This is a genomic window from Paraburkholderia largidicola, from assembly GCF_013426895.1.
Taxonomy (GTDB): Bacteria; Pseudomonadota; Gammaproteobacteria; order Burkholderiales; family Burkholderiaceae; genus Paraburkholderia; species Paraburkholderia largidicola.
Window position 1 is genome coordinate 1,150,860 of sequence record NZ_AP023174.1, and the last position, 13,098, is coordinate 1,163,957.

The following is a 13,098-nucleotide window of genomic DNA, read 5'->3' on the forward strand; positions in this document are numbered from 1 at the left end:
GCGCGCCGTTTTTCACGGCGCTCACTTTGCGCTGAACGCAGCCGCGACGGCGTCGCGGATCTGCTGCAATGCCGACGGATCTTCGATGGTCGGCAGATCGCCGGGGTCGCGGCCTTCGGCGAGCGCCGCGATCGCGCGGCGCAACAGCTTGCCGGAGCGGGTCTTCGGCAGCATCGACACCAGCACGACATGCGCGGGTCGCGCGATTGCGCCCAGCTGACGGTCGACGGTCGCGCACAGTTCGGCGGACAGCTTCGCGCGCGCTTCATCGGATTCGTACGCGCCCGCGTCGCGCACGACGACGAACGCGACGGCGGCCTGTCCTTTCACCTGATCCGTCACGCCCACGACGGCGACTTCCGCGACGGCCTTGTGCGCCGATAGCGCCTCTTCGATTTCCCGCGTGCCGAGGCGATGGCCGGCGACGTTGATCACGTCGTCGGTGCGGCCGAGGATCGTCACGTAGCCGTCTTCGTCCTGAATGCCCCAGTCGAAGGTCGAATAGAGCTGCTGGTTCGGCACGCTCTCCCAATACGTTTTGACGAAGCGTTTATCGTCGCCCCATACCGTCGACATGCAGCCCGGCGGCAACGGATAGCCGAGCGTGATGACGCCTTTTTCGCCGGGCGCGCACGGCTCGCCCGTGTGCTCGTTGCGCAGCGTCAGGTCGTAGCCGTAGCAGGGCACGCCCGGCGAGCCGAGCTTTTGCGGCAGCGCTTCGACGCCGCGCTGGATCGCGAGAATCGGCCAGCCGGTTTCCGTCTGCCAGAAGTTGTCGACGACGGGCTTGCCGAGCGCGTCGGTGATCCACGACGCCGTCGGCTCGTCGAGCGGCTCGCCCGCGAGGAAGAGCGTGCGCAGGCTCGACAGATCGGCCTGTTTCAGCAGCGCCGGGTCCTGCTTTTTCAGCACGCGGATGGCCGTCGGCGCCGTGAACATCAGATTGATCTTGTGCTGCTCGACGAGCCGCCACCAGATGCCGCCGTCGGGGCGGATCGGGGTGCCTTCGTACATGACCGTCGTGAGGCCCGCGATCAGCGGCGCGTAGACGATGTAGCTGTGGCCGACCACCCAGCCGACGTCGGACGCGGTGAACATCGTGTCGCCCGCTTTGCCCTGGAAGATGTATTCCATCGATGCCGCGAGCGCCACGGCATAGCCGCCGACATCGCGTTGCACGCCTTTGGGCTTGCCCGTCGTGCCGGACGTATAGAGCACGTACGACGGCTCCGTCGATTCGAGCCATTCGCATTGCACGTGCGCGTCGAAGAATTGCTCGCGCAGTGGTTCGTAGGCGACGAGATAGGGCGCGTTCAGGCGCTCGGGCGCCAGTTGCCGGTCGATCAGCAGCACCTTGGGCGTCTTGTGCGTCGCGCGCGACAGCGCTTCGTCGACGAGCGGCGTGTAGTCGATCACCTTGCCTGCGCGCGCGCCGGCGTCGGCTGTGACGATCAGCGCGGGTTTTGCGTCGTCGATGCGCGCGGCGAGATTGGGCGCGGCGAAGCCGCCGAACACCACCGAGTGGATCGCGCCGAGACGCGCGCACGCGAGCATGGCGAACACGGCTTCGGGGATCATCGGAAGATAGATGAGCACGCGGTCGCTGCGCTTGACGCCGAGCGAGCGCATCACGGCTGCCATGCGGTTCACTTCCGCGTGCAGATCGGCAAACGTGTAGCGGCGCTCGATGCCCGTTTCCGTCGATATATATACGAGGGCGTTTTGTTGTGCGCGTTCCGCGAGATGGCGGTCCACCGCGTTGTGGCAGAGGTTCGTTTTTCCGCCGACGAACCAGCGCGCGAAGGGTGGGTTCGAGCGGTCGAGGACGGTGTCGAATGGGGTTTGCCAGTGGATACGGTTGGCCTCTTCGCGCCAGAAGTCTTCAGGGGATTCGATCGAGCGGCGGTGGAATTCGCGGTAGGTGGTCATTGGGCGTGGCCCCTCCTGGCTTTTGGCTTTTCGCTGGCGCGGGTTTTCACAGGATAGAGCAGGGGTTGTGGTGGGGGCAACGCGGGTAGACCATGGTTTTTTGTCTGCGACGCTTTGGGTGGTCTGCTTATGTTGTCGCTGGCATCCGCTAGATGTTATTGGTTCGCACGCGTTGCCCCTGTGCGGGGCGGCACCTACTTTTCTTTGCCGCCGCAAAGAAAAGTAGGCAAAAGAAAGCGGCTCACACCGCCAGCCCGTGTGTTTATCCACGGGCCCCCAACGTCCCCATCCTTCATACGGCAACTTCTTTGTTTGTGTGCGTTGCCAACGCTCTAAATGAGCGCCTCACCCGCTTCAAATACCCGTACCAAGGCAAGCGTCAGCGAATGGTATGCGCCGCCCAGGTGGCAAACGGTGTGCAGGTTGTCGCGTCGTATAGCCTGGTGCTCTTACAGTGTGCGGCGCATGCGCTATCGGTCCGAAGTGAGGCGTGCGGAGAACTTGGGCCGACACACAGTTTGCCACCTGGGCGGCGGGGGACTGTCTGGTGGTGCGTGCCACGACGCGGGCACATGAAGCGGGTGAGGCGCACTGCAGGAGCGCTGGCAACGAACTTGAATCGAGAAGTTGCCGCGTGAAGTAAGGGACCGGTTGGGGTCCCTCAGGCGGGAAGAAATGTTGGCGGTGTGAGCCGCTTTCTTTTGCCTACTTTTCTTTGCGGCGGCAAAGAAAAGTAGGTGCCGCCCCGCACAGGGGCGACGCGTGAAGCACCAATAACATCTAGCGGATGCCAGCGACAACATAAGCAGACCACCCAGCTTCCGCTATGCAAACAAAAGCCCAAGTGCCGCCCCGCACAGGGGCAAACGCACGCAGACCGATAACCTGGCGCGGATGCCAGCGCAAACCCCAGAACACCACCTGGCAACACCCGCGCCGGCAGGTCAGCCTGTGACCTTCTTCCCCTCAACATCCGGCAAAAACACAGTCAAAATCCCAAGCAACGGCAAGAACGAACAAACCTTATACACATACGCGATGCTGGTCGCGTCAGCCAACTGCCCCAACACGGCCGCGCCGATCCCACCCAGCCCGAAGGCAAATCCAAAAAACAGCCCTGCCACCATCCCGACCTTGCCAGGAATGAGCTCCTGCGCATAAACGAGAATCGCCGAAAACGCCGACGCCAGCACGATACCGATAATGACGGTCAACACCCCCGTCCAGAACAGATTGGCATACGGCAACAAGAGCGTGAACGGCGCCACGCCAAGAATCGACACCCAGATCACATACTTACGCCCAATCCGGTCGCCAACCGGCCCGCCGATCACCGTGCCCGCCGCGACAGCCGCGAGGAACACGAACAGATGCACCTGCGCGGCCTGCACGGGCAGATGGAACTTGTCGATCAGATAGAACGTGAAGTAGCTGTTGATGCTGGTCAGATAGAAGTACTTCGAAAACACCAGCAACACGAGAATGCTCATCGCGAACGCGACCTTCCCGCGCGGCAGCGCCGCATGCGCGATCTGTCCGCTACGCGCCTTCTTGGTCGCGGGATGATGCTTGTACCAGCGGCTGATATGCGTAAGCACGAGAATCCCGACCAGCGCCGCTACCGAAAACCACGCAATACTGCGCTGGCCATGCGGAATCACGATCAGCGCCGCGAGCAGCGGCCCGAGCGATGAGCCGGCGTTGCCGCCCACCTGGAACAGCGACTGCGCGAGACCATGCTTGCCGCCCGACGCCATCCGCGCAACACGCGACGACTCCGGGTGAAACACCGACGATCCGCAGCCAACCAGCGCCGCCGCGATCAGCAGCACGCCGAAGCTCGGCGCCACCGACATCAGCAGCAGCCCCGACAGCGTGAAACCCATGCCGGCAGGCAGCGAGTACGGCTTCGGATGCTTGTCCGTGTAAATGCCGACCAGCGGTTGCAGCAGGGAGGCGGTGATCTGATACGTCAGTGTGATCAGGCCGATCTGTCCGAACGACAGCGAGAAGTTCGCCTTCAGCATCGGATAGATCGCAAGGATCAACGACTGGATCATGTCGTTCATCAGGTGCGAGAAGCTGATCGCGCCAAGGATCGAATAAACGGTCTTCGCTTGCGGCCGGGGGGCGGCAGGGGCGGAAGCTGAAGCGGCGGCGCCAGCCAGGGCGCCTTTGTCGAGGCTGGATTCCATGAGGTCGGTCAGGAGAGAGTGGCTCGGAAGCAGACGCCGGCAGTTGCGGCAAGGCCGTCGGCGGCAGCAGATGTTTTTAGCGTTTGATGAAGTGTAGTGTGTCTCCCATCAATTGTCCTGCCAAGTTTTGTCGTGATTCGGACATCGGCGGGCGCGTCAAACGAGCTGTTGTGCCTGTTTTTTGTGCGACCGATGCTCCCGACGGCACCGGGATGGAGCGCCGTCGGCCGATTTAGAGTGAAAGCTGCGGCGCAAAACGTGGGAAAACGCGCTCAACGAATTTTGGCCAATGTATAAATCCGACGCGGCGCGCTGCCCACGAGGCGGCGCGCGCAGGACCGGGAAAATTGCCGGACGGACGGCCTCAAGAACGCCGCCGGCGATGCCGTCAACCCGGAGAGAAAAGCAGCAATGCCGGAACCGACCTTTCCGGCAGCACGACAAAGCGGGGACGAGAAATATGAAAGCAGTTTCGCTAGGTGGCCAGCCGCGCGCGGGCTTCGCGCCGGATGGTGAAGCGGTGGGAGAACGGCCGCATTCGGGCAAACAGGCGGCGGGCGGCAGGTTGCGCGGCTGGTCGGTGAAGACGACCTTGCGGTTCGCCTTCGCGGTGCTGCTGGCGGGCACGCTGGCGATCGGCGTGTTTTCGCTCGCGCAGATCAGTCGCCTGAACGGGCAGATGCGTTCCATTTACGAGCAGGGGCACATCGCGAGCCGGGCCGCGGAAGAGGCGCGCGGCTATCTGTTGCGCTCGAGCCGCGCCCAGAAGATGCTGCTGACGGCGACGACCGCGAAGGAACGCGACGAACTCGGCGCCGATATCGACAAGGGGCTAACGGCGCTGTCGGCCGAACTCAAGACGCTCCAGCAATACGCCGATTCCGCCGACGCCGCCGCGCAGCAGAAGAAGTTCGCTGCCGCGATCGGTGTGTGGAGCGGGCATCTGCGCGATTTCGTGACGCTCGTGAAGGCGCAGCCGCTCGATCTGTCGCAGATGAACTGGCAGGTCGGCACGATGGACGTGTCGCTGCTGGTCGAGACGGGCAAGCTCGAAAAACTCGTCGATGAACTGGTCGCGCAGCGCGGTACGGCCGCAAAGGCGACGATCGATGCGTCGTCGTTTATCTATCGATCGTCGTTCGTGATGATGGCCGTGATGACGATCGCGTTGATCGTGCTGGCGTTCGTCATCAGCGAGTGGGTCGTGCGGCGACTCGCGCGGCAACTGGGCGGCGAGCCGGTGTACGCGAAGGAGATCGCGAGCCGTATCGCAGCGGGCGATCTGTCGAACGATATCGCGCTCGGCAAGCGAGACAACGGCAGCATGCTGTCCGCGCTGCGCGACATGCAGAACGGCCTGTCGTCGACCGTCTCGCATATCGCGGCGAGCGCCGAGGCGATCGCAGCTGCTTCCGGGCAGATTTCGATGGGCAATCTCGACCTGTCGCAGCGCACCGAGCAGCAGGCGATGGCGCTCGAACGGACAGCGAGCAGCATGGAGGAGTTGACGTCGACGGTGCGTCAGAACGCGGACAACGCGAAGCAGGCGCGTACGCTTGCGGACAATGCGTCGTCGATTGCGGAGAAGGGCGGCGACGTGGTGGGCCGAGTGGTCGCAACGATGGGCCAGATCAACGACAGCGCGAAGAGCATTGGCGACATCATCGGCGTGATCGAAGGGATTGCGTTCCAGACGAACATTCTCGCGTTGAATGCCGCCGTCGAGGCGGCGCGTGCCGGTGAGGAAGGGCGCGGGTTCTCGGTGGTGGCGGGCGAGGTGCGCAACCTCGCGCAGCGCAGCGCGGCGGCCGCCAAGGAGATCAAGACGCTGATCAGCGCGTCTGTCGAGCGGGCGAGCAACGGCTCGCAGCTTGCGCAGGACGCGGGGCAGACGATGGATGAAGTCGTCAAGGCCGTGAAGCGCGTGACGGACATTATGGGGGAGATTTCGGCGGCTTCCGCCGAGCAGAGTTCGGGGATCGAGGAGATTAACCTCGCGGTGTCGCAGATGGATGCTGGGACTCAGCAGAATGCTGCACTCGTCGAGCAGGCTACTGCCGCTGCGCGGGCTTTGGATGATCAGGCGCAGGCGCTGAAGGTGGCTGTGGCGAAGTTTTCTTTACAGTGAGGGGGGTGTCTGCGACGCTGGGGTGGTTTGCTCCTGTTTTCGCTGGCATCCGCGGTTTGATTCTGGTCTGCAAGCGTTGCCCCTGTGCGGGGCGGCACCTACTTTTCTTTGCCGCCGCAAAGAAAAGTAGGCAAAAGAAAGCGGCTCACACCGCCAGCCCGTGTGTTTATCCACGGGCCCTCAACGTCCCCATCCTTCATACGGCAACTTCTTTGTTTGTGTGCGTTGCCAACGCTCCAAATAAGCGCCTCACCCGTTTCGAATACTCGTGCAAAAGCAAGCGACAGCGAATGGTGTATGCAGCCCAGGTGGCAAACTGTGTGCAGGTTGTCGCGTCGTATAGCCTGGTGCTCTTACAGTGTGGGGCGCGTGCGCTATCGGTCCGAAGTGAGGCGTGGGGAGTACCTGGGCCTACACAAAGTTTGCCACCTGGGCGGCGGTGGACTATCTGGCGCGGCATGCTGCAACTCGGGAGCATGAAGTGGGTGAGGCGCATCGCAAGCGCGCGGGCAACGGACGTGAGTCACGTGGTTGCCGTGTGAAGCGTAAGACCCTGTGGGGGCCCTCAGGCAGGAACAAGAGCTGGCGGTGTGAGCCGCTTTCTTTTGCCTACTTTTCTTTGCGGCGGCAAAGAAAAGTAGGTGCCGCCCCGCACAGGGGCGACGCATGAAGCACGAAAGCAAAACGCGGATGCCAGCGCAAAAACAAGCAAACCAAAGCGTCGCAAGACAAAACCAAAACCCAAAACCAAAAACCAATCAGGAAGGCGTAACAACCACCGTACAAGTCGTCCCCGCCGAAAGCAACACACCGTCAGGCACAGAATCAATCTTCACGCGCACAGGCACGCGCTGCGCCAACCGCACCCAGTTAAAAGTCGGATTCACATCCGCCAGCAACTCGCGGCTCTGCGGATTATCGCGATCATAAATCCCGCGCGAAATGCTCTCGACATGCCCCTTCAGCGTGCCCCCGCTCATCAGCCTGATATCAGCCTTATCGCCAACGCGCACATGCGGCAGCTTCGTTTCCTCGAAGTACCCATACACCCAGAACGAATTGCTATCCACGACAGCCAGCTTCGCTGAACCAGAAATCGCATAGTCCCCGCGATACACATTCAGATTCGTCACATACCCATCAACCGGCGACACAACACGAGTGCGTTCCAGATTCAGCTTCGCTGCATCCAGCGCGGCCAGCGCCTGCTGATACTGCGCCTCGGCGGCAGACGCCGTGTGCGTCGCGTTCTCGCGGTTTTCCTTCGACACCACGAGACTATCCATATCCGCACGCCGCTGCGCATCGTCACGCCGCATCTGCAACTCGGCCTTGCGCGCGGCCACGGCCGCTTGTGCCTGCTCGACGGCGATCTGATAGTGCGACGGATCGATCTGCATCAGCAGATCGCCCTTGTGCACGAACTGGTTGTCGCGCACGGGCAGTTCGACCACGGCGCCCGACACATCGGGCGCGATGTTGACGACTTCGGCACGTACGCGGCCGTCGCGCGTCCACGGCTCGTCCATGTAGTGCACCCACAGCGCACGCCCGATCAAAATCGCAACGACGAACACGATGGCCGTCGCGATAAACCCAATGATGTTTCTGATTGTCATGATTCGACTCGTATCAACGATAAACGGCGAGGCCCAGCACGCCGCACACACACACGAGCAAACTCGCGCGGAACAGGGACGGGTGCCACACGACCCGATACAGACCCGTCCACGCTATCGCGCGGTCGAGCAGCCAGGTGATCGCGGCGCCCGCAATGAACAGCAGCACGATGGCGGGCACGTAGGCGTCGAGAACGGCAATCTCACGTGGCATGGCGGACTCCTTGTGGCGCATCGCTGTTCGTATCGCTGGCGTCGTCGGCTTGCGCCAGCGGCGATTGCGGGTCGAGCAGCGCGCTCCGGATGAAATGTAGATGACTCAAAATGCGTTGCAACTGATGACGTTCGTCGCGCGGCGGCGTGAACGTCGAAAGCGTCTGCTGGACGGCGGCGATCGCATCGGCCGTCGCGGCCAGCGCCTTGTCGAGGCGAGCGGCGCGAGGACGCTCGAACAGCCGGCTCACGGCGGCACAGGTCGCGCGCAGACTGACGCGCCACGGCATCGACGGCGCATAGCGAGCGTCGCGCGGCAGCGTCGCGACTTCGCTGCGCAGGTCGATCACGGCATTGCCGATCTCCAGCACCGCGAACATCCAGCGCATCGTGTCGCGCTTCACGTTCGGCTCGCTGGCCGCCAGCGCGTTGATCTGATGCATCAGGTCGCGCGCGCCGCTTTCGAAGCGCGTACGCAGCCGCGTCGGCCGCCACAAACGTCCGATCCGGCCCCGGCACGCCAGCACCACCTGCGCGCGCAAGTCGGCGAGCAGCCGGTTGCGCAGCCACGGCGTCGACGGCGGCAGCAGCACAGCAAAAGCGATCGACGCGACCAGCATCGACAGCGCGAGCGCAATCGCGTCGTTGATGAAGCCGCTCGGGTCGTAGTGAATCACGTTGTCCGGGCCCGCGAGAAAGCAGAAGAAAATGCAATAGCCGACGCCGTAGCCCGCGAGCTTCGGGCGCGTCGTCATCCACACGCCAAGCGCGAGGAACGGCGTGAGCGCGACGCACAGCAGCGCAAAGCCGTCGATATGCGGATAGATGCCGAACGTCAGCAACAGCGCAAGCGTCGACGACAGGATCGTGCCCGCCGCCATCTGAAACGCGGTGCGCGTCGGGTTCGGCGACGACGACGCGAGCGCGCACACGGCGGCTGCATTCAGCGTGAGCGTCGAGCCGCTCGGCCACGCGGTGGCGATCCAGAACGCGCCGAGGATCGCCATCACGATCGCCGCGCGCAGGCCCGCGACGCCCGCCGCGATGCCGTTCGTCTTCGGCTCGTAGCGTTCGATCCAGCGCTCGCGCTCGTGCGTCGCGACGGCCAGCGAGGCATACGTCGCCGCGTACGCATGCAGATCGTCGACGAAGCGGTACAGCAGTTCCGCGCCCGTGTCGAAATCGAGCAGCGGCACGCCGGCGTCGCTTTCGAGCGCGGCGCGGCTCGCGCGCACGCGCTTCGGCAATTCGGCCTTGAACGCTTCGAGTTGCGCGGCTGCGTGCGATGCGTCGGCCGCCGTCAACACCGGTTCGCCCGACTTGCTCAGCAACGGCGCAATCTCGCGGAAGTACGGCTCGAGCGCGGCGACGGCGGCCGTCGCGCCCGCGGCGCCGGACGCGCCCGAGACGCGCAGACGGTTCATCAGCTGATGCAGCGCGTGAAAGCGCGTCGACACCGTCATGAACTCGCTGTTCAGGCGCGACAGCCGGCCGTTGCGCATCCGCGAATCGGGGCTTTCGAACACGGCCACACTGCGCACGGCCTCGAAGCCGACGATATCGGCCACGAACTTCGCGTTGGTGTCCTCGATGCGCGCGCGATCGGCCTTGCCCGAGAGTGCGGCGCACACGTAGTCGACGAACGACGAGAAGCGCGCGCGTACCGTGCTGCGCATCTGCTCGCCCGCGTGCTCGGGAAACACGAGCGCACTGACGACGCCCGAGCACAGAATGCCGACCACGATTTCCGCAACCCGTGTCAGGGCCGACATGAACGCGCCATCGGGATGCTGCGAAGCGGGTATGCCGATCAACGCTGCCGTATAACCCGCGAGCACGAATCCGTACGAGCGGAAGTTGCGGTTGCGCGCCGCGCCTGCCGTGCAGATGCCGACCCAGATCGCCGTCGAGATGATGAACAGCTCCGGCTGCTGCGAAAACAGGCCGATCAGCGCCATCATCACGACGAGGCCGATCAGCGTGCCGCAAATCCGGTAGAAGCTTTTCGCGAACACCATGCCGCTTTGCGGCTGCATCACGATGAAGACAGTCGTCATCGCGGTTCGCGGCTGCGGCAGGTCGAGCTTCATCGCGATGCCGAGCGCAAGAAAGCACGCGGCGAGCGCCTTGAAGAGATAAATCCAGGTGCGGCCGTCGGTACGCGCCCAGTCGATGAACGCGGCGTGGAAAGCGGCGGGCGTCGAAGGCGTGCGGGACGTGGAAGGATTCGAGGACATGGGCGGCGCTCCTGTCAGTGAGCGGCCGGCGTGCCGGTCGAGGCGCCGTTCATCGCGCTGGCGGTGGCTTTGTCGTCGGGTTTTGCGCCATCACTCTTCTTGCCCTTGCCATGCGCGGGCAGCACGTCCTTTTGCGATGGACCATCGGCGGGATCGATCACGCCGCCGCCCAACGCCGTCACGAGCGTCGCGTGCGCCTGCAACTGTCCTGCCTGAACCTTTGCGACGCCTTCCTGCGCGCGCAGCAACTGGGTCTGCGCGATCAGCACGTTCACGTAGTCGGTCAGGCCGCGGCGATACCCTTCGCGAGCCAGCTGATAGGTCTTGTTCGCGGTCGCGACGGAACGCTGCGCGTCCTTCAGTTGGGTATCGAGCGAACGCATGCGCACGACCTGATCGGCGATTTCCTTCAATGCGCCGACGATCGACTGGTTGTACTGCTCGACGGCCACGTCGTAGCCCGCCGATGCCGCGCCCAGTTGCGAGCGCAGGCGTCCGCCCGTGAAGATGGGCAGCGACAGCGCCGGACCTGCCGTCCAGCCGCCCGCCTGCGATTTCAGGAAGCCGAACAGCGGCCCCATCGCCGCGTAGCCGCCGACGGACGCGAGCAGATCGATATTCGGATAGAAATCCGCCTTCGCGACGTCGATGCCGCGCGCCTGCGCGGCGACCGTCCAGCGTGCCGCAACGATATCGGGGCGATGGCCGATCAGCTCGGCGGGCATCGTCGTCGGCAGGCCGGCGAAGGCGGACAGCGCGAGCTGCGGGCGCGTGATCGAATCGCCCGCGCCGGGGCCTTTCCCCGCCAGCGCGGCCAGCTGGTTGCGGCCGAGTGCGATTTCTTCTTCGATCGCGTCGATCTGGCGTTCGTATTCGGGCAGCGGCGTTTCCGCCTGCGCGACTTCGAGTTGCGTGCCGATGCCGCCTTTCAGCCGCCGGTTGGCGAGCGCAGCGACCTGCTCCTGCTGTTCGAGCGTCTGTTTCGCGATATCGAGCAACGCGTAGTTCAGCGACATCCCGATATAGGCGCGCACGATGTTCGATTCGAGCTCCAGCTGCGCGGCGCGGAAATCGGCGGCGCGCGCGTGTGCGATGTCGAGTGCTTCCTCTGTGGCGTTCTTGTCCTTGCCCCACAGATCGAGGTGATACGACAGGCCGAGTTCCGCCGTGTTGTTCCACGACTGCTGGCCGGCCAGTTCGCCCGGACCATAGAAGACGTTGTTCGGCCACTGCTTGCGCTGGATCTGCATGCTGCCGTTCACCTGCGGCAGCTCCGCCGATCGCGCGACGCCCGCGAACGACTGCGCCTCGCGCACGCGCGCCTGCGCCGCCGCGAGCGTCGGACTGCCTGCCTGCGCCTGCTCGATCCATGCGTTCAGCTGCGGATCGTTATAGGCGCGCCACCAGTCGGCGGCGGGCCATTGCGCATCGGTATCGGCCGCTCGGATCGCGGCGCCGACGTCGAGCGAGGCAGGCTCGGTGCTGGTCGATTGGGGCGCGATGTGTCCCGTGCTCGCACAGCCGGCGATTATCAACGAGATCGTAAGAACCGACAGCGCGGCGATCCCTTTCTTTACCGGAAACTGCACGATTTGCTCCCCAAATGGCTATAGAACCTTGTAGGGGATTATATTTTTCGATCAATTAGCGAATAACCCGCAAGGGTGTAACGCATACTTACGGAGAATGAGATAATCGCCTTTCCAAATCGTGCAACAATCCTTCCCGTACTGAAAGATTTGGGTCTAAATCATGGATACGCTTCAGAACATGCGGGTATTTGTCCGCGTCGTCGAAGCCGGTAGCTTCACGGGCGCGGCCCAGCATCTGAACACGACGACGGCTTACGCGTCGCGCGCCGTGTCCGATCTGGAGGCACATCTGCGCACGCGTCTGTTGAACCGCACGACGCGCCGCATCGCGCTCACGGAAGCGGGCGAGCGCTATCTGCAGCGCTGCGAGCAGATTCTTGCCTACGTCGATCAGGCGGAAGCCGAGGCCAGCGACGCGCACGCGCGTCCGTCGGGCAAACTGAAGGTTCACGCGATGACGAGTTTCGGCCAGCACTACGTGGTGCCGGCCGTGAGCCGCTATCAGCAGCGTTATCCCGACGTGCATCTCGAACTGACGCTCGCGCAGCGCATGCCCGATCTGCTCGACGAAGGCTACGACGTCGCGGTCGTGCTCGCGCAGAGCCTGCCCGATTCGGGGCTCGTCTCGCAGCGCCTTGGCAGCGCGTTCAGCGTGGTGGTCGCGTCGCCGGACTATCTGGAGCGCAGCGGCGTGCCGCAGACGCTGTCCGATTTGCGCGGCCACACCTGCCTGCAAATGATCACGCCCGTGATGCCCGCCGACGAATGGACGTTCGACGGCCCGAACGGGCAGGAGACGCTGCATCTGGGCGCCTCCACATTCCAGATCAACGTCGCGGAAGCGATGGCCGTGGCGGTGCGCGAAGGCATGGGCGTCGCCGTGTTGCCCATCTATTCGGCCATTGCTGGCCTGCGCAGCGGCGAACTCGTGTGGATTCTTCCGGAATATATCTCGCAGGAAATGAATGTGTACGCGTTGTACCCGTCGCGGCAATATCTGGACGCGAAGATCCGCACGTGGGTCGAATTTCTGCGCGACGAACTGCCGCCGACGCTCGCGGCGGATCAGGCGGAGCTTCGCAAGTTCGCGCGCACTTGAAATAGCGGGCACATGGCGCGATATGGTGAGAGCAGCCTTTTGACGGACTGTTACATCCCTCTGCCGCGTCGCAACACTTCCTTACT

General features: G+C 63.7%; 8 protein-coding genes. 2 read left to right on the forward strand and 6 right to left on the reverse strand.

Annotated elements, in window-relative coordinates:
• Window positions 1-21: 21 nt before the first annotated feature.
• Both PPGU16_RS05180 and PPGU16_RS05185 read right to left on the reverse strand, forming a co-directional pair.
• Complete coding sequence (locus PPGU16_RS05180) at window positions 22-1,929, reverse strand: propionate--CoA ligase (protein WP_180721987.1); 1,908 nt, start codon at window positions 1,927-1,929, stop codon at window positions 22-24.
• A 944-nt stretch (window positions 1,930-2,873) separates the two neighbouring features.
• Entirely contained in the window at window positions 2,874-4,124 is a 1,251-nt protein-coding gene (locus PPGU16_RS05185) for an MFS transporter (RefSeq protein WP_180721988.1), read from the reverse strand.
• A gap of 460 nt (window positions 4,125-4,584) precedes the next feature.
• Here PPGU16_RS05185 and PPGU16_RS05190 point away from each other — a divergent pair, with 460 nt between their 5' ends.
• Window positions 4,585-6,252 carry a methyl-accepting chemotaxis protein gene (locus tag PPGU16_RS05190; RefSeq protein ID WP_180721989.1) on the forward strand — a complete coding sequence of 556 codons (1,668 nt, stop codon included), beginning with the start codon at window positions 4,585-4,587 and terminating at the stop codon, window positions 6,250-6,252.
• 758 nt (window positions 6,253-7,010) lie between these two features.
• Here the strand turns inward: PPGU16_RS05190 and PPGU16_RS05195 are convergent.
• The 4 genes from PPGU16_RS05195 to PPGU16_RS05210 are packed head-to-tail and all read right to left on the reverse strand — an operon-like array spanning window position 7,011 to window position 11,910.
• Window positions 7,011-7,871, reverse strand: a complete 861-nt coding sequence (locus PPGU16_RS05195) for an efflux RND transporter periplasmic adaptor subunit (RefSeq protein ID WP_180721990.1) — start codon at window positions 7,869-7,871, stop codon at window positions 7,011-7,013.
• Between the two features lie 13 nt (window positions 7,872-7,884).
• Window positions 7,885-8,085, reverse strand: coding sequence for a DUF1656 domain-containing protein (locus PPGU16_RS05200; protein ID WP_007585430.1), 201 nt, complete (start codon window positions 8,083-8,085; stop codon window positions 7,885-7,887).
• Window positions 8,075-10,321, reverse strand: a complete 2,247-nt coding sequence (locus tag PPGU16_RS05205) for an FUSC family protein (RefSeq protein WP_180721991.1) — start codon at window positions 10,319-10,321, stop codon at window positions 8,075-8,077. The genes PPGU16_RS05200 and PPGU16_RS05205 overlap by 11 nt, the downstream gene beginning before the upstream one ends.
• Window positions 10,322-10,335: 14 nt before the next feature.
• Window positions 10,336-11,910, reverse strand: a complete 1,575-nt coding sequence (locus PPGU16_RS05210; protein ID WP_180721992.1) for an efflux transporter outer membrane subunit — start codon at window positions 11,908-11,910, stop codon at window positions 10,336-10,338.
• 163 nt (window positions 11,911-12,073) lie between these two features.
• Here PPGU16_RS05210 and PPGU16_RS05215 point away from each other — a divergent pair, with 163 nt between their 5' ends.
• Complete coding sequence (locus tag PPGU16_RS05215) at window positions 12,074-13,012, forward strand: LysR family transcriptional regulator (protein WP_079499948.1); 939 nt, start codon at window positions 12,074-12,076, stop codon at window positions 13,010-13,012.
• The last annotated feature ends 86 nt before the right edge of the window (window positions 13,013-13,098 follow it).